Raw genomic sequence first — 21,323 nt, 5'->3', positions numbered from 1 at the left:
GATCGGTCGCCTGGTTCGGTGTAGCGGCGAGCCATATACTAATCTCACCGAGCTCGCCAATGGTTTGTTCTACGCTTGACGCGGTTCTCACGATCATGAGGCAAACTGACCAACCAGTTGGGCGATGGGCTGCGGAGTGTGGCGTGGTATGGCTCGCGCCAATTTATGCAGCAGCTCAATGACTTGAACAGCCTTAGCCTGTGAAATACAAGAAGGATCGCCTATCACCCGTGTTTCTAAAACAGGTGATCCGAATGCAACCAAGGTGAGAGGAAAGCCGGTTGAACCGTACTCCTCTACTCGGCAGTCAGAGAAGGAAGGATGTGTGGTGTTAAGCCGTGTTTCCAGTGATTGATGATCGTAGACGACCAGTGTCTCGAACAGATGGTACCCCGGGGCTATGCCTACCCAGCGATGGATGTCGGTCAACGATGTCTGGACATAAGGGCGTAGTGCCAGGATCTGTTTGCGAAGATCAACGGCTGTTTCGGCGAAAGTGCGATTGCCGTGGCCAGTCCAGCGTAGCGGTAGCGTATTGATGTAGAGGCCGAGACCATCGAATACTTCACCGTTGACGTGGCGGCCGGCGAGCGTAACACCGAATACGATGTCGAGAGAACCGGTGAGTATACTCAGCGTGGTACACCAGAGGCCATAAAGGGTGCTGACGAGGGTGACGCCATGCTGTTCCGACCATTGAACCAGCGCCTGGGTATCCGCAGCGCTCAGTCGCTTCACCACGGCGACCTCAGTCTCCGTGTCGTTCGATCTCGGGAGATCCTTTTGGCACAACGAAGACAGCGGTGTGTATTCGTTGAAAATGCGCTGCCAGTGGCTTTTCGCGGCTTCCCGATCCAGGGTCTCCAACGACGCGATGAACTCCCGGAACGGACGGTATAACGGTACTTTGTGGATTTGGCCCGCGAGAATCTGTCGGTAGGTGCGGAACAGCGCGTCCAGCAACAGGACGTAGGAGCGGCCGTCGAACAGGATGTGATGCAACGTCCAGACCAGTATCGAGCAGTCTTCGCAGATAATGTGCATCAGCCGTGCCAGTGGCGCCACCTCGATGTCAAAGGGAGTGTTTCTGCTTTCGAGGGAGAGGCGTGTGATTTCCTGTTCGCTGTTATCCGGAAGCTCGATAAGCTTGACCCCATGATTCACAGACTCCACCACCTCTTGGAAAGGGCCGCCGACCGTCCGCCAATTCATATAGGTGCGCAAAATTGGCTCGTCTGCCACCAGATGCCCCCACGCTTTTTGCAGCGTCGCGTGGTCGAGCTTCGTTCCGAGACGAAGGACGATCTGTTCGACGTCGACGGGTTCATTGCGACGCATTAGTGTTCGTAAAAGCATGCCGCTCTGTGTTGGAGAGAGGGGATACCGAACTACGGCATTCTTGTCGTCACTCCCGGCCATGGTCCCCTCCCAGCCGTCGCGTCATGAGTACGCGGGCGCCTCCCAAGCCATCGTAATTCTCCACTACAGGTATTCCGTTTTCGTCAGGTTTTCCCGGATCAAAGCGGAATCCGAGGTGTCGATGGAAGGCGAGTGAGTATATATTAGTCGGCGCGGTGACCGCATGTACGCTGGTGCCGCCAAGGGCCTTAACGACAGAAAATAGATGGAGGTAGAGAGCCTGTCCGATCCCTTTGCGCCTAAATTCAGGATCAACGCCGATGAAGTGCGAATAAGCGCGATCAGGGAAGGTCTGGGACATGAATGCCGCGACGAAACCAACAATTTTGCCGTTTTCTTCCCAGACAAAGGTGGTGGGCCGGAAGTGGATGAAAAATAACTTGGGCAGCATCTGATGCATTTCCCTTCCTCCCCACCACTCGTCCAGTCGCTGGATGACATGCGGGTAATCGGCAGGTTCACCATTGCGTATTCCCATAGATCACTCTTCATAATAATGTGGGTAAGGGGTGAGATCGACCAACGTCATCCGGTTATCCTCCCCCGCATCTTTTCTCCATTCGCATTCATTCGCGGCCTTTGCCGTCTAGTGCACTCGCTACTTGTTGCATCGGAGACCGGTTGAACTCTAAGGCGTCCGAGAAGAGCCTGCGTTCGGGAAGTCCCTGCGCAAGGAAGGCTTGTTCCGAGACCCGGATCATGACAGGGGGGCCACTAATGTATACATCGTACCCGCTCATGTCCGGACATGCCCGCACAACGGCGTCATGCACCCATCCGCTTTCGCCTGTCCATTGGTCCTCAGGCAAGGGATCCGAGAGAACTGGGGTGAACTTGAAATTCGGGTGATCCTTTTCCCATTGGCGGGGAAGATCGCTGAGGTAGAGATCACGAAGCGCCCGTACGCCCCAGAATAGGCGAATGGGTCGGGTCTCGCCGATGAAAAAGGCATGTTCCACCATACCCTTGAGGGGAGCGAAGCCGGTACCCCCGCCCATGAGGATGATCGGGCGTTCCGAGTCCTCTCGGAGATAGCAACTGCCCAGTGGGGCCACGATCTGCCAGATCGATTTCTCTTTCAGTTCATGAAAGATGAAATGGGTGTATTCGCTCCCTTCCACGTGGCGAATATGAAGCTCAAGGTACTTGTCATCGTGGGGGGCGTTGGCGATCGAGAAGCTGCGGCGCCTTCCGTCCTTCAGTAAGACATCCAGGTACTGCCCGGCGAAAAACTGCAGACGCTGTGAATCCGGCAGCTCCAAGTACAAACGCATCACATCGTGGGACAGCAGCTCTTTTTTCGCGATCTTACAGGACAGTTGCTTGATTTCGATGTCTTTGCCGTGTTCGACTTCTTGCACTTCGATGCACAAGTCACTGCGTGGCAGTGACTGGCAGACCAGAATTTCGCCCTTTTCCGTCTCTACGAGGGCAGGGAAATCGGTCTCGTAGTTCATCTCTCTTTGGGTCAGCTTGCCCACGCAAGCATCGTAATAGCCGATACGGTGACCGTAGGGCAACGAGTAACCATGGAGGATGACTGCACCCGTCAGGTGGTTCGATATGAATGATAGAGAAATCGAAAGCCGTTCAAACGCTTTGCTGGTATGTCCGCCATCGTAAACTTCGTATTGGTGTGCGACACCGGCGCCGGTCAGTGCCTGATGAAGTTTCTCGACCTGAAGAGCTGCGCCCAGCTCGTCTTTGTCGCCGACGTCCATATAGATGGCTTTAAGGGAGGAGAGATTATCGCTGTAGGCCCTGGGCATGACGGCCATATCGTGAGCCGTCCATCTGTCCCATACCTCATCGAGGAGTCTCCCTGCAGGATATTCGAACGGCAGATCAACGAAGGTCGGGGGCTTTTCTGCATTCGGAGAGAACGCTGCGCTCATGCTGAGGAACATGCTGGTCATTGGTTTCTCGGCGCTGAAGTCCTGGGCAAACTCGGGATTCGGTCCCTTCGTCGCATCGGAGTTTTCTCCGATCACGGCAGGCACAAAAGGCTTGAAGTGTTCGAGCGACACAACACCTGCGTGTGCCGCTACCATGCCGAATACATCGGGACGCTTCATGGCGAGCTTGAACGCGCCATAACCACCCATCGAGTGTCCGACGATCGCCCGGCTATCCCTGTCAGGAAGTGTGCGATAGTGACTATCGATATGATGAACCAGATCTTCGGCAATGTAGTCTTCATAGTTGCCTGCTACAGCTGAGTTTGTGTAGAAACTGCCGCCGTACTTGTTGCCGCCGTCGGGCATGACCACGACCATCTCCCTCAATTTGCCTTGGCTGATCAGGCCGTCGAGCATGCCGGCGATGCCCTTGTCGGGGAAATCAGAACCTGCGGGGAAGAAGTTCCAATAGAGGAGATCGCGGTTCATGAACAGAGTTTCATCACCCAGCCAGCCATGAAGGAGATAGACGACCGGAAACCTGTCACCGTTGTCGTAACCTGGCGGCAGATAAACAGTGACGTTACGCGTGACTGGGTCGCCCAGCAGGTTTCCCTCCAGCGACGCAGAAAAAACGGTGTCCTTGATCACTCTCCCTTCGGGAGTCGGGCCGGGAGATGTCGTCGAAATTACTTTACTTGTCATCACAACCACCATTCAGGTTTTGTATCGGGCTCGTGCCTCGAAAAGATAAACAGGGGACGCCCCTTACCTATATAGGTTTCATTGAACAGGGGAGGCTCGGTAGTGAATCGAAGCACTCGTTCCCCGGGCTTTCTTTTGTTTCGATTCGGGCAAAAGCTGGTCAGTAGATAGACAGCGTTGCGTTGGCGGTGAGCAGAGTCGCTCCAAGCTGTGTCGGCCCTGCCCCCGAGAGCACCAGCCGCTCACCCTCGTCGATGGGAGCGCGGGCGATACTGTCGAGCAGCCCAATCAAACCGTCGCTGCCCAGGCAGTGGCCGATGCGTGGCAGGTTCTCCAGAACGATCTGCTCGGCGGTGAATCCACTATCCATATGAAACATTCGCGCCACCGCGGGTATAAAGTTGCTGGGAAAGACTCGACTCACTTGAGCAGCCCGCCAACCCGCTTCCCGCAACAGTCGTTCAAACAGCACACGATGCGAAGTGATTCTGAGCTTCAGTTCCTCATTGGCTGCAAGCCCGCCCCGCTGCAACGAACGTTCGGCGTGATTGTGCGAGCCGTTGATGATGAATCCCTCGACCGGGCGTTCGCTAATCACACAACTGGCCGCCGCATCACTCATTACCGAGATCCCGCCGCTAACAATCCTCGACGCCGGAGAGGCGAGACGCGCCAGATCGACGGAGACCAGCAGCACGTTGCGGTACTGGGCGGCCTTGATCAGGGATTTTGCGACTGCGACTCCGACGTGAAAATTGGCACACTCCGACAATCGCACTCCGACGGGATAGGCATTCTCCAGCCCCAGCTCGTCAAGAAATGTGACCAGCGCGTCCTGACCACCAACCGTCGTCAACGAATCGGTGGCGAACAGTACGCAGTCGATCTCGTCGGCCGAAAACGTGTCCTGCGCGAGCGTCTGCTGCACCGACTCTCGTGCCAGCGTCAACGGCCCGCCGTCATACTCCAGATAGTTCCGCAGGCCGCCCTGCCGAAGCGCCGTGAGAAGCGACGGCTCATCGCTCAGCTCGGGCAGCGCCTCGATCGGCTTCGGCGAGCCGAGGGCATAGCTGATCGATGAGAGGATTACCGGCTTGTCTGCGGCATTCACCCTCATCAACAGTCACTCCCAAGCAATGCCCGAAGGGTCAACGAACCATTCTCAGCCACCCGTTTGGTCATGGTCGCGAACTGTTCGGCGATGGCCGTTGCTGTCTGCTCATCGAACAGTTCGACGTTGTACTCCAGCCAGCCATGGAATAGATCGACGTCGTCGTAGACCGCCAGCGATAGGTCGAAACGCGCCGTCTGTTTGTCCATGTCCCGGCTGCTCATGCGCAAACCGCGGAATGCCTCGGCGGCAGCGGGAATATTTTCGAAAATGAACAGCAGGTCGAACAACGGATTGCGCGGCGCCTCCATGTCGAGTCCGAGTTCCCGCACCATCTCCTCGTAGGGGACGTCGCCGTTAGCCATGGCGCCGAGGGAAGCTTTCTTCACCTGGGCCAGCAGCTCCTTGAAAGTCAGGTCGGAAGAGAGACGACCGTAGACCGGTACGATGTTGAGGAAGAACCCAAGTACGTTCTCTATCTCCGAGCGCGAGCGGTTGGCATTAAGGGTACCGATACACACCTCCTCGCCGCCGGAGCGGTCGTGTACCAGCAGTTGAGTCAGCGCAACGAGCGCCATGAAGAGGGTCGCCCCTTCGGCTCGCGCCATCGCGGTCAGTTTCTCCTTGGTCGTCTTCGGCAGGGTGAAATTGACCCGCCGCCCCCGCCAGCTGCGCTGCTCCTGCTTCGGCCTGTCAGTGGGAATCTCAGCAGGACTTGCTGCCGACAGCAGAGATCGCCAGTGCTCCAGCTGCTGACGATAGGGCGTCGAACGCAACCAGCCACCCTGCCACACGGCGTAATCGATATATTGGAGCGGCAACGGGCCGAGCTCCGCCTCCTCGCCCTCGACCCTCGCGTTGTACAGCCGTTTCAGCTCACGAAGCAGGACGTCGAACGACCATGCATCGAAAACCAGGTTGTGGATGGTGAAAACCAACCTGTGCCACTTGTCGCCATCGCTGATCAGGGTTGTACGGATCAGCGGTGCGGTGAACAGATCGAAGGGGAGCCACGCGTCCTCCACGGCAAAGCGGTAGACCCATGCGTCTCGCTCTTCCGGCGCAACCTGGGGCGCCTCGATTCGGGTCAGCGGGAGCGTGACGTTATCGACCACCTGTTGCCAGGGCCCGTCGGCGACGAAGCAGGTGCGCAGGGATTCGTGGCGTGCCACCAGCGCTTTCAACGCATCGGCCATCGCATCGGCGTCAAGCGCTCCTTCCAGTGAAAGGACCTGACTAACGACATTTACCGGAATCTCCGGCGCCTGCTGATGCATATCCCACAGACGGCGCTGCCCGACCGATAACGGGAACAGTCCCTCATGAACCGGACGGTCGACAATGGCGATACGGGTCGGATCGAGGTTCAGCCGTTTCACCCTCACGGCCAAAAGCGCCCGCTGTTCAGGGGTGAGTACGGCAAGACGATCTTCGAGTTTCAAAACAGTCATAGCGAAAACTTCCTCAGCGAGATTCAGTCGGAGTAACGGTCTTTAAGCTTCTTCAGTTGGTGCAGACTCTTGAGCACCTTGTCCTCGTCGACGCCGAAGTCGATCAGACAGGCGATCTCGTCGACACCGATGCCGGCCATCCGCTCGACCACCCACGAACAGCTGTCGGGCGTGCCCATGAGCGAGCCCTTGCTGTAGAACTTGTCAAAGGCGAACGAGATCAAGGCTTCCTGATCCTGATTGGAGAAATCCTCGATGCTTTCGCCCGGGGTCAGTGCCTTTTTCTGCGAGTCCACCACCTTGAAGAAGGAACGGAGGTAGCGCGTGAACGGATCGTGGACCGTCGCCCGCACCTCGGCATCGTCCTCGCCGATGTAAGTGTGCAGCAGCAATGTGACCTGGAAATTTCGGCGGTCGTGGCCGTTCTCCTCTAGGGCCTGCTCATAGACCTTGAGCTTCTTCTCCAACTCCTCGGTCGACATGTCGATCAAACCGGTCAGCACGTTGCAACCCAGGCGTCCTGCCCGCTCGAAGGTGTCGACACTCTTGGTGCAGGTGAGCCACATGGGCAGTTCCTGCTGAATCGGCCGGGGATGGAGCTCGATCGATGAGATGTTGCCGACACCGTCCCGCACGTCGATCGCCTCTCCCTCCCAGAGACGACGAATCGTCTCGACCGCCTCAAAGGTGATGTTGCGGCGGTTGTCCCAATTCTGCGGCATGAAGCTGAAGTCGATAGGACTGAAACCGGTCGCCAGAGCCAGACCGGCCCGCCCTCCCGAAAGGTTGTCGACCACCGACCACTCCTCAGCGACACGCACCACGTTGTGAGTCGGCACGACGACCGACCCGGCGCAGATCTGCAACCGCTTGGTCACCATCGCCAATGCCGCGCTGACCACGGAAGGGTTGGGGTAGAGTCCGCCGAAGCGGTGGAAGTGCCGCTCCGGGGTCCAGATCGAGGAGAAGCCGTTTTCGTCGCCGAATTTGGCGGTCTCCATGACCAACCGGTACTTATTGCGTTCGTCACCGGAGAAAAAGATAAATCCGAACTTCATCGTGTCCCTCTCTTGTCGTGCTCACCGTTGCACTTTTCGTGGCCCATGGCGCTTAAACGGCTTCCGCCAATGCGCCGTTCAGTTCATCCAGCGACATCGCGGCAATTTCATCGATCAGGAGCGCCACCTCGTTCCGACCCTCGTCGTCCAGATTGGCCAGCAGCTCGTCGAGCTCATCGCTGCCGCTGCCAAGCCGCGCCTCCACAAGGCGGGCGAGAACCGCGGCAGTGGGCTCGCTGAGGAAATCGGCCAGTGAGACATCCACCTGGAAGGCTTCGCGCAGCTGGGCAAGCAACTGGACGCTGATTAGCGAGTCGCCGCCCAATTCGAAGAAGTCATCATTGACGCCGATACCGTCGATTCCCAGCGTCTTGCTGAACATGTCGACGATAACCTTCTCCACTTCACCCTCTGCCTGGGTGAAGTCGGTGCCGAGACGGGGACGTCCGTGACCACCGGCAGCGGGGCCGCTACGTGCGGCGAGGATGCCCAGGCGAATCCACTGTTCCATGCGATATTCCAGGCTCCAGGTCGAGACGGCGACCTGGGAAACTCCGGGCAGCGAAAGAATATGTCGGATTGCCGCGAGCCCCTGTTCGGGCTGCACGGCCTTGTCGTCCATCGACTTGCCGATACCGGAAACCGCCCGTTTTTCGTCCTGATGGTGTTGCCAGACGTCCCAGTCAACCGAAACCCAGCGCGTCGCGCCGCCGCTCAGATTGGCGCGGAACGCAGCAACGTCCATGTAGTGGTTGGCGGCGCCGTAGGCGAGCAGACGTAATCCGCCGAGCACCGAGGCGAGCGAGGAGACGAGCAGGCAGAACTCCGGCTTGCGCTCCGCCAGCAGCCGCTCGAGAACAATCATGCCGTGGGCCTTCGCATTGAAATGCCACTGGCACTGATCGATCCAGGTATCACGTATGGTCCGGTCCCACTTCTCTCCGGGCAGGCCCGCAGCGTGAATCACGCCGTCTACATGGCCGAAACGGACCTCGGCGGCGTCGAACACCTCGACCATCCGCTCGTAGTCCGCTACGTCGCCGGTGACGACCAGCACCTCCGCGCCGAGCGATTCCAGGCGGCGGGCGTTGCGAATGCGAACGCTGATCACATCGTCCACGTCGTGATCCTCAAGCCAGGCGTCCCACTGCTCGGGTGACGGCATCGCCTTGCGCATCAGCAGTACCAAACGGGCACCATAGTGTTGCGCCAGCATTTCGGAGATGGTCAGGCCGATCTCGCCGAGACCGCCGGTGATGAAGTAGCAGCCGCCCTGCTTCAACGGGGTCGCCGTGTCGCCCAGCGCGCCGGTCAGGCGATCGTAGTCCTGCACCCAACGCCGATCGCCGCGCCACGCTGCCGCCAACTCACGCTCTCCTTTTTGCGAGAACTCCCTGAGCAGCTGCGACACCGCCAGTTCCGGCGCCGGCTTGCCGGCGCGGCGCGACTGCACGTCCACGCCGCGACAATCGATGTTGGGGTACTCCTGGCTGATCACCTTGGTGGCGACGGTAAGGGGTGCAAACTCCGCCCGCAGGGTTTCTTCACCGGTCACTGAGTGCAGGTCGCTACTCATCAGATAGAGGTCGATCTCGCCGACGCCGCTCTCGCCGGTGATCGCCTTGACCAATCCGAGAACGCTGTAGAGCCCCTTGGTCTGGGCCGCCTCGAAACGGTCGATCCCCGACAGGCTCTCCTCGTCGCGATCCAGCGACCAGCAGTGCACGATGCCGTCCGGCATGCTGTCCGCGGCTTTCAGCTCGCCTATCAGTGAACGGTAGTTCTGCTCGCTCTTCGGACGGAGCATGAAATCGCCTTCGGGAAGCCGCTCCAAGCCTGAGCCGGCGAAAACCATGGTTACCTGATCGCCCCGTTCGCGCAGTTTGTCGGCAAGCTGCTTTCCTACACCCTCTTCGTCGACAAAGATGAGCCAGCGGCGCGCATCCGTTTGCGCTACGGCGGGATGGATGGCGGCTATGGATTCGCGCCATACGGGGGTGTAGAACCACTGCTCCAGATCGAGGCGGCGGTCGTTGTGACGCGGCCGACCACTGCTGGTCGCCTCGATGTCCGAGGGCTCGACCCAGTAGTCCACATGTTCAAAGGGATAGGTGGGAAGCGGCACGCGCCGCCGCTGCTCTTCCTGATAGAAGCCGTTCCAGTCGATGGTCTGGCCCGCGCACCAGAGCCGCGCCACGGTATTCAGAAGCGCCGCGTACTCCTTGTCGGCACCCTGCGTACGACCGAGGGAGGTGAGGATCAGCTGGGTCAGATCCTTGTCGGGATGGCGCCGCACGAAGGTGGAGAGGGTTTGACCCGGTCCCACCTCGAGGAAGATTCTGCTCGGATTGGTCAACAGCAACTCTGCGCCGGTCGCGAATTCGACGCGCTGACGAAGATGGGTCGCCCAGTAATCAGGGTCGGTGGCCTGCCCGTCGGTGATCCATCCGCCCGTAACATTGGAAACAAAGGGGATTCGTGGCGGCCTCAGGGTGAAACCGGAGACCAGTTGCGCCAGCGGTTCGCGTGCCGGCTCCATCATCGGCGAGTGGAAGGCATGGGATGTCTGCAAGGTACGGCACACAATGCCATCGTCGGAGAGACGGCGCCGCATCTCTTCGATCGCCTCATCGGTTCCTGACACGGTACAGACGCCCGGCTCATTGACCGCCGCGATCACCGCTCCATTGATCAGGTAGGGTTCGATCGCGGTGGGCGACAGGGGGACAGCCGCCATGCTGCCGCCGGGCAAATCCTGCACCAGCCTGCCGCGTCGGGCAACCAGGGCAAGACCGTCCTCCAGAGAGAAGACACCGGCCAGCGTAGCCGCCACATACTCACCCACGCTGTGGCCGATCATCGACTCAGGCATGATGCCCCAGCTCATCCACAGGCAGGCCAGCGCGTACTCCACCGTAAACAACGCCGGTTGCGCGAGCGAGGTCTGGCGCAGGTCGAAGGCATTGGGATCGGCCCCGCGTTCACGGGCATAGAGGGCGTCGCGCAAGTCAATGCCGAACTGCGGACGAAGAATCTCGGCACATCGGTCAACGGCTTCCCGGAAAACAGGTTCGCGCCGGTAGCACTCCAGCCCCATGTCGGCATACTGCGCGCCCTGGCCCGGGAACAGGAAGACAATGGGATGGGGCTCCGGCTGCCCGGTGCCGGTCACCACCTTGCCCGGATCATTGAGCTCCAGTGTCGCGGCCGTCTGAGCCGCATCGCCGGCCACCACCGCGGAACGATAGTTGAACGTGCGCCGACCCATGGCGTAGGTGTAGGCAATGTCGCTAAAGGCGGGCGACTCCTCCGAACGCAACAACTCCACCGCCCCGGCCACAGCCTTGTCCAGGGCCGCCGGAGATTTGGCAGAGAGGGGCAACAGCACCAGCGGCCTAGACTCCGACGAGGGCGCGGGTTCCGGCGCCTCCTCCAGCACCACGTGGCAGTTGGTTCCCCCCATGCCGAACGAGCTGACCCCTGCGCGTAGCGGACCCTCGCCCCGCCACTGGCCGGTTTCGGTGTTGACGTAGAAGGGGGTCTCGGAGAACTTGCACTCAGGATTCGGCGACGAGTAATTGACGGTGGGCACGAGGGTCCGATGCCGGAGCATCAACACGGTTTTGATGAAACTGGCAATACCGGCAGCCGTACTGAGATGACCGATGTTGCCCTTGACCGAACCGATGGCGCACTGCCCCGGCGAGGATTCGCCGAATGCCCGGGCCAGCGCGGAGACCTCAATCGGATCGCCCATCGCTGTGCCCGTGCCATGTGCCTCCACGTAGGAAATGCTCGCGGGTTCCACGCCCGAGGCGGCTAGCGCTTCCCGAACCACCTGACTCTGACCTTCGACCCCCGGAGCGGAAAAACCGACGCGGTTGGAACCATCATTGTTCACTGACGAGCCTAGCAGCGTTGCCCAGATCTCGTCGCCGTCGCGCAGTGCGTCTTCCATCCGCTTCAGCACCACCGCGCCCATACCGTTGCCGAAAATCGTACCGCTGGCTTTGGCATCGAACGGCCGGCAGTGACCGTCCTGCGACAGAATACCGTCACGCTGATGAAGGTAGCCCGCTTCCTGCGGGAAGCGCAGGGAGACACCGCCGGCCAGGGCAATGTCGCACTCGCCGTTCAGCAGGCTCTGCGCTGCATAATGGACCGCAACAAGCGAACTGGAGCAGGCGGTCTGAACCGAAACGCTGGGACCGGTAAGGTTCAGGTGGTAGGAGGTGCGGGTGGCGAGGTAGTTGGTATCGTTGCCGATGCGCGCGATCATGTCGCCGAGCAGGGCCTGCATATCGCCGGCGAAGAATTTGTCACTGCTGTAAAGGTTGTTAAGCAGATAGGTGCTGGCCAGAGAACTGGCGAATACGCCGATACTGCCCTCGAAGTTCTCCGAGTTATAGCCCGCGTGTTCCAGGGCGCTCCAGGCCCCCTCAAGGAACACCCGTAGCTGCGGGTCCATCTTTTCCGCTTCGCGTGCGGAGAGGTAGAAGAACGAGGCGTCGAAACCAGCAGCATCGTCGAGGACACTCGCCGCCTTCACGTAGGAGGGATTGGCGATCAATACATCGTCGACTCCCGCCTTGCGCAGCTGGTCGTCGTCGAGCGTCTTTACCAGCTCCCGCCCTTCACGCAGATTCTCCCAATAATGGCGAATGTCGCTGGCTCCGGGAAAGCGCCCGGCAATGCCGATCACCGCAATTCGATTGTCCAGGTTCATGTTTTGTTCGTTATGCATTTCAGCCTCACTTCGTACGCTCTTTCCGTAATGCCTCGCCCCGTAGGCGCGCTCTCTGACGCCTCTCCAATCGCATCACACCGCGGGAGTCGGCCCTTGCCAATGATTCGGGCGATCCGCCGGCCCGCTCCTCGCCGGCTAGGTATCGCGCCTGCGCCGACATGGTCGGCAGGCGGTACATGTCGGTCATGCTGATCTCTTTAGAGAACAGCCGGCGCAGCTCTGCGTTGACCAGCGCAACCCGCAACGAATTACCGCCGAGATCGAAAAAGTTGTCCTGGCTCCCGACCCGGGCCAGGCCGAGCACCTCGCACCACACTTCGGCGATTTGCCGTTCGACGTCGTTGACCGGCGCGACGAACTCGTTCTCCAGTCGCGGTCGCTCGCGCGTCGGCGCGGGAAGCGCGGCACGATCAATCTTGCGGTTGACGGTGTAGGGGAGCTCCTCCAGAAAAACGTAAACGGAGGGGATCGTAAAATCGGGAAGCCGCTCGCCGAGAAAAGCGCGCACCTCGGTCACCGAGGCACTCTCGCCTCTTTCTAACACCAGATAAGCGACGAGATAGCGTTCTCCCGGCAGCTCTTCACGCGCCGCGACAACCGCCTCGTCCACCTTCGGAAAACGCTTCAGCGTCGCTTCTACCTCGCCAAGCTCGACGCGAATGCCGCGAATCTTTACCTGGAAGTCGGTGCGTCCAATCAGGGCGACGGCACCGTCCTCCCGGTACCTCCCGAGGTCGCCTGTTCTGTACAGACGAACCCCCGGCTCATCGGGGTCCTCGGAGAAGCGCGTCTGTTTCTCCGCCGCGGCACCCCAGTACCCCGGCGACAGATGGCGGCTCCGGATAACGATTTCCCCCTCGCCCTCCTTCTCGACACGGCGCCCCTGTTCATGGAACAGGAAAATATCGGTTTCGTCCGCGGGAAAACCGAGGGGAAAGACCCGGCCGTCGAGAGCACGATCGGTCGGCAGGAAATTCATCAAGGCACTGCTGCTTTCGGTTGCACCGTAACAGTTCACGAGCAGTGCATCGGGAGAGAAACGTTCACGGAAAGATTCATGGTCGCTGTCGTAGATTGCATCACCTCCCAGCGCCACGATGCGGACAGAGGAGAGACGCCTTTCGGCCGCTGCCAACACCTTGACCACGCCTCGATAAATGGGAAGCGTGGAGTGATAAACAGAAATGGACTGCTCGCTGATCCAGTCGATCAGGCCGCCGATTCCCTCTTCCTTGATATTGATTGGGAAGAGGGCCGCGCCGCTGAGCAGCGCCCCTAGAGTGTCCTGCACCGCGGAATCCCAGCTGTAGGCCGAGATGAGCGTCAGTCGATCGCGCTCGCTCAGGTGCAAGGAGTTGATCCAGTTGCGCATGTGGTGGAGCACATTGCGGTGGGTCTGCATCACACCCTTCGGCTCGCCGGTCGAACCCGAGGTGTAGAGCAAGTAGGCCACTGCATCGGGATCGGCGGCGATATCGGGCGCTGTCCCTTGTGCGGCGAAACACTCCTCGACGAACAGTATCAACGTATCGTCGCTTGCCAGACGTCTCGCCAGCGCTTCATTGCGACGGTTGGTGATCAGGCAGCGCGATTGCGAGTCGCGCAGCATGTAGGCAAGGCGTTCGTCCGGGTATGCTGCATCCAGCGGCACATAGGCCTTCCCTCCCGACAGCGCGCCGAGCACGCCGCAGACCATGTCGGCCCCATGTTCGAAGAGCAGCGCGACGTGTCCGTGGTCGACGCCGAGTTGCGCGACCAGGTCAGCGGCAATCCACTCCGCCCGTAGCGCCAGCTCGCCGTAAGTCAGGATCTCGGTCCGCGTGCGTACCGCCAGCCCATCCCGATTGCGTGCCGCCCTCCTGGCGAAGAGCTGGGGGATGGTCTGGTTCACCTCCTCGTAAAGGAACGGATCGAAGGGGGTTTGCGGTCCCAGCTCGACCAGACGTTGATGAAGCGGGTGTTTCACAGACTCGCCCCTCCCGGATAACTGAACGTGACGCCCAACGGCGCCGACTTTGATTCGAAAGGGCCATAAGCGTCGGCTGATTGGGAAAACGGCAATTGCAGATCGTGTATCAATTCGGGACGAATGCGACCGTCCGTGATCATCGCCACACATTCGCGCAGGTTATCGTCGACGCGTCCCTCCCCGGGTGGGGGGGTGCGTTCCGCCCGCCCGTGGGCATAATCGTCGTCGCGGTACCCGGTACCGCAACGGGCCGCGTAACGGATATCGCTGTTCCCCATGTCGACGCTGAACGCGAGGCTGGCATCGAAGCGTCCGGCGGCAACCAGCGCCGGGCGCACCAGGGGATCGTGAAAAGCGTTGACCAGCCGCAACGCGTCGCTCACGGTCTCCGAGGCCTTTCCCACCATGCAGAGAAAGATCTTGCTCACTCCTTTCCCGTCGGCCGCCTCGCGTACCGCGTCGTAAAGCCCGGTTGCATCCGCAAGGGGCACGCCGATACAGCCCGCGGATTCCGCCGCAGAACAGCGTCGCGGATCGGTGTCGGCCACCAGCACGCTCTCCAGCCGTGAGCGGGCGATCTGGGCAACCAGCTGGCCGACGAGACCGGCACCGATGACCAGCACGCGATCCCGCTCATCCATCAATGCACGATGGACGGCGTGGAGGGAGGTGGCGGCGAGATTGGCGAAGACGGCCCGTTCGAAGGGGAGACTGTCGGGGATCTTCACGCAGTACCGGTAAGGGACGCAGATCACTTCGGCGTGGCGGGCATAACCCCAGCCCATGGCGATGACCCGGTCACCGACTGCAAACTCCCGGACACCTTCGCCGACTGCGTCGACGACGCCGGAGGAGCAGTAACCAATGACCGAACGCTGGTTTGCGGTGGTCCACTGCTTGATGTAGTGAAGCTCGGTGCCGCCGCTCACAAGACTGCATGTTGCACGGATCCTCAGCTGTCCGGGTTGCGGTGCCGGTTCACGCTCCTCCCGCAGCAGCAGCCCAGCGGCACCGTCGACGAACAACCCCTTCATGCAGCACCTCCCGATACGTCGGCCCGGACATCGAAGCCGTAACCACGCATCGTTTCGGCAAAGTGCGGGAAGGAGGTCTCGGTGCATTCCCCCTGTTCCACCACTGTCCTTCCGGCAAGCGATGTACCGAGAGCGGCGGCGGTCATCGCTATGCGGTGATCACCAAAGCTCGGCGCTCGCGAAGCCGTCAGCTCTACGCCGCCCCGTACCGTAAAGCCGTCGGCAGCGGTCGCCACTTCCGCGCCAAATGCACGAAGCATCGCCGCCGTGCTTTCGATTCGATTGCTCTCCTTGAATATCAGCTCCTCGGCACCGCCAAAGCGGGACAATCCCGGAAGCCGGGTTGCCACCGCGGCGGCCAAAGGAATCTCATCAATCATTGCGTGGAACCGATCGGGATTGTCGACCTCCAGGGAATCGGCATCCCAATCCCCTTCCACCGTGAGCGATCCCACCGGCTCGCCAAAGCGATCGACGATCCCCGAGTAGCTCACGGCGATACCGCAGTCGCGCAGCGTTTCGAAAAAACCTGTCCGGGTAGGATTCAGGCAGACGCCGTCTATCCGCAAAGGCTCGACCATGCCGCGAAACAGATGGGCGGCGACGGGATAGGCAACCGCCGACGGGTCGAGCGGCACCTCGTAAAAGGGGAAGGAGGGAGGGGCGGCGGGTGTCAGGGAGACGCCGTTGGAACGCACATCCAGCCGACAACCTAGCGAGCACAGAAGACGTTGCGTGTGGTCCCGTGAGTGAATCGCCTGCCGAACATCCACCGCCACTCCGGCCGCCCAGGCCGCCAGCAACACCGCAGAGCGCGCCTGAGCGCTGCCGACCGTCAGATGCGCGATACCTTCGCGCAGCCGACTCCGGCCGATGCGTACGGGCAGTTGACCCTCCGCGCGCAGATATTCAAGCTCCGCCCCCAGCCCGCGGAGCGGTTCCACCACCCAGTCGACAGGACGAGGACGCAGTGTTTCATCACCGTCGATGACCGCCTCGACACCCAGACCGACAAGCAAACCGAGCAGGAGCCGCGCCGCCGCGCTCGATGGACCGAGATTGAGCACCGGCGCTGTCCTTAGATTGCGATCGATGGTGCCGACCCTCATTTCTCCGTCGTCAATGTCAACAGTGGCGCCCAGCTGCCGTAGTGCCTCGATCAGTGGGAACACTGCGCCACAAAGGTTGATTCCACGAAGGCGTGACTCGCCATCCGTTGCAGCAGCTATCAGCAGCACGCGGTGAGAGATCGACTTGTCACCCGGCAGAGCCTTTGCAACCGATGTGGGCACCGGTTCGGAAGAACAGATCAAAATACTCATTACGAATCCTTTCGTTCCGGCGAAGGTGCCAGATCCGGAATAAACTGTTCGTCGTCCACCACCTCCCGCTCCTCGCGGAATCCAGCGATCGGCCCATCGGACAACGGCAAACCGCTTCCCTCGTAATAGGCACGGCGATTGCGTTTACGCTCCAGGCCGAGATTCAGTCCGGTCAACTCGATCGGCCAGCACTCCATTTCACCCTGGACTACCGCCTCCTCCAGCACCTGTCGGCCCCGCTCCGTACGCACGAATACCCGCCCATGCTTCTCGATTCCGGTTACTCCTTGGCTCGCCTGAAAGATGTTTGGATCACCATCCGAGATGCTGACGTCGGCGAGACCCGACATCCAGTCGCCGCAACTGAGGCAGCGATGGGTCTTGTTGTCTTTGAAGTGGCGCACCGCCTCCCAAAAGGCGATCTCATGCCGCTTACCATGGATGGTGCGCACCACGATCTGTCCCGGATACTCGCCTTCTCGATAATGAATGGAATGGACGGCCGAGAGTTCGGTACCCAGCCGCTCGGTAATCATCGAGGCGGTTCCCTCGGGCTTGGTGCTTGACGAACAACCTATCTCGACGATAAAGGCGACTCGTTCACGCGCCCGTTCGCCAATCGCACTGTCAAGGCCTTGCAGTTTCCGTATCCCCTGCACCTGACAGGCGATCCCTGACATGGCGCCACGGAGTGGACGTTCGTCCAGCAGTACCCCGCGCAATGCACCGAGGTACGGTGCCAGCTGATAGGTCGATTGAGCGTAGTCAGCCAGGCGGTCGAAATCGGTACAGATCGCCGGAGCTGAGCGCCAAGGACGGGCCGGCTCCCGTCCCATCACCAACACCCAATCGAGCGCAAGTTGGCGCGCAGCCTCCCGGAGGAGTGTGGTCGCCGAGCCACCACTGGCAGAGCGTCGATAGGTTTCCGGATCGGTGGAGCGCCCGCCGTAGACACCCTGCATCACGCCGAACCAACGCTCCTCTTTCGTTCGCCCGCGACCAAACAGTCTCATCTCGGCTGCGTTCGTCTCCGGGTGCTTTCCAGGACAAACCAGGAAGCAGTCGCGACAGCTTCCACATGGAGCATCCTCAGCTTCACCCGCGATTGCCGGCAGCAAGCCGTCGAAGGAGATAAGCCCCTGTGGGCATGCCAGTTCGCATACGCCGCAGCTGGCACATAAACCTGGAGAAAGTACCGCTTCTTTCAGCTCGGCAAAGCCCATGTTAGCCTCTCCATGCTGCAACTGCGGCAGCCGTTTCAATGAGCGTGCCCTGCAGGAAGTCGTGCTCCTCGGCATCCATCAACATCGGCGTGACCAGCTTCACCGCCGCTCCCAAGGGACCACCGCGAAACAGCAGCACCCCCCGCGCCACGGCCTCTTCGACAAACCGCGTCGCCCGCGCAGCCGACGGCCTGCCCGCCTCGTCCAAACAATCGAACGCAAGCGCCAGGCCGGCACCGCGTGGACGGACGATGAACGAGTGCTCCTCATCCAGAGAACGCAATCCGTCGAGGAGATCCCGACCAAGCGTTGCCGAGCTCTCCCACAGTCGCTCGGCCACCATCACGTTTGTGACCGCTTCCGCAGCGGCGCAAGCCGGTGGAAAACCGGAGTAGGTGGAGGTCTGAATCCCGGAAGGAAGCGCATTGATCACTTCCGGAGCACCAAGAACGAGAGAAATGGGGAAACCGTTTCCGAGGGATTTTCCGACCAGCGTCAGATCCGGAGTCTCCGCCAGCCGATCGGAATAAAAGAGGGTCCCACAGCGCCCGAAGCCGGTATAAATCTCATCGAATATGGCGAGGGCTCCCACTCTGCGGGCCGCACGGATCACCCCTTCGAGAAAGCGCGCTTCGGGGATCTCGACGCCTTCGGTGATCTGCACCGGCTCCATGATCACCGCCGCCGGAGGATCCCCTGCCGCGTCATCCAGCAATTGATCGAGCTGGCGCAACGCCTCGTCCACCGCTTCGTCGCCTTGATCAGAGTCTGGAAAGTCCGCGATGAACCAGTCGTCGGCGGCAAAGGAGGAGTAACGGCGAAACTCAGGGCGCCAGGTGGCACCGATGGCCCCCGCGCTCTTGCCGTGAAAGGCGTGGCGAAAAGCGACCACCCGTCGTCGTCCGGTGTAGGCACGCGCCACCTTGAGCGACGCCTCGACGGCCTCCGTACCAATCACTGTGAAGAGCACCGCGCAGCGCTGGTAAGGAGATAGCTCGCCTATCCTTTCCACCAGGCGCTCGCGGACGTCGGACTGCAACTTGCAGCCGGTATGGGTCAAGCGTTCAAGCTGTTTGACCACCGCCTCGCACACGGCGGGGTGCTGGTGGCCCAGACTGATCGCGCCGCTGCCGGCCGTTCCATCGAAGTAGCGACGACCGTTACGATCAAAAAGCCAGCAGCCGTCACCCGTGACGAATCGCGGCGCTCCGGGCGAACCCGTTGAAACCGCCTCAGTGTAATTTTCCATTCCCACCCTTCCCTACAGAAATGCCTGAATCGGCCGGACGCCGACGCAGGACAGGTTCTTCTTATTCAGGTCACTCGAGTCCGTACTTCCGGCGATAGGCAGTTGCGATGGCCGGATCGGTTCGGGACTCGCATATCTCAATCAAACTTGCCAGCTCATGCCTCAAGCTCTGCTCCGACGAGCGCAGCACCTCCTCGAGCCTTGCCATGTCAGGAGCGCTCTTGTGCTGGTTGAGCTTGAAGCATCCCTCCCAACGTTCACCACGGATCTCCACCCCCACGACCATCGAGGCCAACCGCTCGATCAACTCCGTCGGCATACTCTCCAGCCGCCAGGGAGACGCCTCCCCGCATGCCGCTTCCTGCTCCGCAATCAACGTCACCATCTGTTCCCATAACGCCTCCTCATCGAGCAGACGGGGCGTGCCGTAGACGTGGACGGCGCTGTAAAGCCAAGTCGGGAGATGGGACTTGGTGGCATACCAGTGCGGCGATATGTAGGAGTAGGGCCCCTGGAAAACCACAAGGACCTCCTCGCCACGCCGAAGCGTCTCGACCATCGGATTGGCCTGGGCAAGATGGGCGCGAATCACTTTTTTTTCGCGTTCGAGAACAAACGGCAGATGGGTTGCCCCCAACGGGGTCGTGCCGGTTACGAGCAGACCGAACGGATAACCCTCAATCAACTCGAAAAGACTCTCTTCGTCAGGCTCGCGATAGAGTTCCGGTACGTACATCCCCTTCTCCTTGTGTTAAATCAGCGGCAGCTGGCCGCCGCAGAGGTTCTCCGCCAGCTTGTCGGAAATTCCTTCACGCGAAGGGGCGTGATAGGAGAGCCCCTTGGTTGCAGCCAGCACCATTGCCACCTCGCCGTCGCGCAGGAAGGCTCCGCCGCCACTCAGCTCCGCGGCCAGGGAAGATGCGCGGCCAATCGCCGCCTGTACCCCGTAACGCACGTAAAGCAACCTTTCGAGCAGCGCCGCTTCATCCTCCTCCCCGTCGTCGATTCCCCGGGCAATGCATTCGAGGGCGGCCATGGAAGTTTCCAGTTCGATACCGAGCGAGGCGCGGGAGTGGCTGCTGCCGAGCGTTTCGACAATAGGGTATTCGGCCAGGCGACTGGCGATGCCGAGATAAGAGGCGCTGATCAGCAGCTCGAACCAGAGAAAAGCGGCGAACGTGAAGGGTGCCGCAGCATCGGTACTACCGAGCTCAAACAGCAGATCGTCAACGATTAACGCTTCCTGGAGAATCACTTCGTCGCTCTCCGTGGCGGCCAGTACCGGGGAATTCCAGAATTTCCGTCGCTCCAGCTGCAACTGATCAACGGGGATCAGAACGTTGTAGAGGCCTCCGTCGTCCGTGCGCACCATCATCGACAGCACACCCATGGACCAGATCAGGGAGCAAGGTTTCTTGCTACCCGTGAGGACCAAGCCCCCCTCAACCTTACGCGCCCGCATGGTGGGTTCGAACAGGCTTTTGCTGCGAAATCCCTCCGCTCCGCAGGAGGCGATGAGCCAGCGCCTCTCGACCATGCGAGAGAGGAATCGACGCCTCTCGCCTTCGAGCAGCACGTCCAGGGTCTTCACCTTGTAGTGGTGCATGGTGCTGGCCACGGCAAGCGAAGGCGCGCGGGCGCCGACAGCCCGTTGCAGGCGCGTCATGACCAGCGCCGAACACCCCTTGCCGCCCGATTCCAAGGGTGCCGCAAGCCCCACCCCGCCCGCAGCCACAAACTGTTCAACCGCCCACCGATCTCGACCTTCAACTTTTTCGAAGGGAGCCGCCGCCAGCGTTTCGTCAAGCCCGGGCAGCATCGCCTCCATGACCCCTCGTTCCCTGGCCAGAAACTTCATGCTTCAACCTCTTTCAAAACGGCTTCGATCTCTGCTGTGATCGTTTCCAGGTTTTCAGAAGACATCACTGTGAAGTGATCTCCAACTAGCTCCCTCACACGAACTTTCTCAGCCATCCCCGCCCATCCCCGTTCAACGTCGGTTATCGGAACCAGGCCGGGAAACTCTTCCGTTTTTTTCTGCTGCGAGGAAAACAGGAGCACCTCGTCGGAGAGCTGTCCGGGGATATGGCGTTGCAGCGCTTCGGTATTGTTTCGGTAGACGGCAAACAGCGCGGCG

General features: G+C 60.5%; 15 protein-coding genes and 1 pseudogene. All 16 read right to left on the bottom strand.

The features are described 5' to 3' along the window. Positions 1 to 93 precede the first annotated feature (93 nt). Complete coding sequence (locus PHD44_RS02215) at positions 94 to 1,419, bottom strand: condensation domain-containing protein (RefSeq protein WP_300187609.1); 1,326 nt, start codon at positions 1,417 to 1,419, stop codon at positions 94 to 96. Beyond that, positions 1,406 to 1,897 carry a GNAT family N-acetyltransferase gene (locus tag PHD44_RS02210; protein WP_300187607.1) on the bottom strand — a complete coding sequence of 164 codons (492 nt, stop codon included), beginning with the start codon at positions 1,895 to 1,897 and terminating at the stop codon, positions 1,406 to 1,408. The genes PHD44_RS02215 and PHD44_RS02210 overlap by 14 nt, the downstream gene beginning before the upstream one ends. An 88-nt stretch (positions 1,898 to 1,985) precedes the next feature. Beyond that, on the bottom strand, positions 1,986 to 4,022 hold the full coding sequence (locus tag PHD44_RS02205; protein WP_300187604.1) for an alpha/beta hydrolase-fold protein: 2,037 nt from the start codon (positions 4,020 to 4,022) through the stop codon (positions 1,986 to 1,988). Positions 4,023 to 4,182: 160 nt separating this feature from the next. Continuing rightward, positions 4,183 to 5,139 (bottom strand): hypothetical protein, encoded by a 957-nt coding sequence (locus PHD44_RS02200; RefSeq protein WP_300187601.1) that lies wholly within the window; start codon positions 5,137 to 5,139, stop codon positions 4,183 to 4,185. Next, entirely contained in the window at positions 5,139 to 6,584 is a 1,446-nt protein-coding gene (locus PHD44_RS02195; RefSeq protein ID WP_300187598.1) for a condensation domain-containing protein, read from the bottom strand. Before PHD44_RS02195 ends, PHD44_RS02200 begins: the two co-directional genes overlap by 1 nt. 23 nt (positions 6,585 to 6,607) lie before the next feature. Then, on the bottom strand, positions 6,608 to 7,642 hold the full coding sequence (locus tag PHD44_RS02190; RefSeq protein WP_300187595.1) for a MupA/Atu3671 family FMN-dependent luciferase-like monooxygenase: 1,035 nt from the start codon (positions 7,640 to 7,642) through the stop codon (positions 6,608 to 6,610). A 52-nt stretch (positions 7,643 to 7,694) separates the two neighbouring features. After that, complete coding sequence (locus PHD44_RS02185; protein ID WP_300187593.1) at positions 7,695 to 12,386, bottom strand: type I polyketide synthase; 4,692 nt, start codon at positions 12,384 to 12,386, stop codon at positions 7,695 to 7,697. 7 nt (positions 12,387 to 12,393) lie between these two features. Then, complete coding sequence (locus PHD44_RS02180) at positions 12,394 to 14,355, bottom strand: non-ribosomal peptide synthetase (protein WP_300187590.1); 1,962 nt, start codon at positions 14,353 to 14,355, stop codon at positions 12,394 to 12,396. After that, positions 14,352 to 15,392 carry an alcohol dehydrogenase catalytic domain-containing protein gene (locus tag PHD44_RS02175; RefSeq protein WP_300187587.1) on the bottom strand — a complete coding sequence of 347 codons (1,041 nt, stop codon included), beginning with the start codon at positions 15,390 to 15,392 and terminating at the stop codon, positions 14,352 to 14,354. The genes PHD44_RS02180 and PHD44_RS02175 overlap by 4 nt, the downstream gene beginning before the upstream one ends. Beyond that, the gene (locus tag PHD44_RS02170) at positions 15,389 to 16,714 is read right to left on the bottom strand and encodes a hypothetical protein (RefSeq protein ID WP_300187584.1); all 1,326 of its coding nucleotides are present in this window, start codon (positions 16,712 to 16,714) and stop codon (positions 15,389 to 15,391) included. The genes PHD44_RS02175 and PHD44_RS02170 overlap by 4 nt, the downstream gene beginning before the upstream one ends. Then, positions 16,714 to 17,727 carry a Coenzyme F420 hydrogenase/dehydrogenase, beta subunit C-terminal domain gene (locus PHD44_RS02165; RefSeq protein WP_300187581.1) on the bottom strand — a complete coding sequence of 338 codons (1,014 nt, stop codon included), beginning with the start codon at positions 17,725 to 17,727 and terminating at the stop codon, positions 16,714 to 16,716. The genes PHD44_RS02170 and PHD44_RS02165 overlap by 1 nt, the downstream gene beginning before the upstream one ends. Before the next feature lie 39 nt (positions 17,728 to 17,766). Next, positions 17,767 to 17,937 (bottom strand): annotated as a pseudogene (locus PHD44_RS12705) (4Fe-4S binding protein); the annotation flags it as partial. A gap of 1 nt (position 17,938) precedes the next feature. Continuing rightward, positions 17,939 to 19,186 carry an aspartate aminotransferase family protein gene (locus PHD44_RS02160; RefSeq protein ID WP_300187578.1) on the bottom strand — a complete coding sequence of 416 codons (1,248 nt, stop codon included), beginning with the start codon at positions 19,184 to 19,186 and terminating at the stop codon, positions 17,939 to 17,941. A gap of 70 nt (positions 19,187 to 19,256) precedes the next feature. Beyond that, positions 19,257 to 19,922 carry an FMN-binding negative transcriptional regulator gene (locus tag PHD44_RS02155; RefSeq protein ID WP_300187575.1) on the bottom strand — a complete coding sequence of 222 codons (666 nt, stop codon included), beginning with the start codon at positions 19,920 to 19,922 and terminating at the stop codon, positions 19,257 to 19,259. Positions 19,923 to 19,937: 15 nt separating this feature from the next. After that, on the bottom strand, positions 19,938 to 21,044 hold the full coding sequence (locus tag PHD44_RS02150; RefSeq protein WP_300187572.1) for a hypothetical protein: 1,107 nt from the start codon (positions 21,042 to 21,044) through the stop codon (positions 19,938 to 19,940). Then, the coding region (locus PHD44_RS02145) for a hypothetical protein (RefSeq protein ID WP_300187569.1) at positions 21,041 to 21,323 on the bottom strand (283 nt) is incomplete at its 5' end. The genes PHD44_RS02150 and PHD44_RS02145, both read right to left, overlap by 4 nt.

Source organism: Halothiobacillus sp. (genome assembly GCF_028710545.1).
In the GTDB taxonomy this organism is placed as follows: domain Bacteria; phylum Pseudomonadota; class Gammaproteobacteria; order Halothiobacillales; family Halothiobacillaceae; genus Halothiobacillus.
The sequence above is the reverse complement of the archived record's forward strand: the minus strand, read 5'-3'. Positions and strand labels throughout refer to the sequence as shown.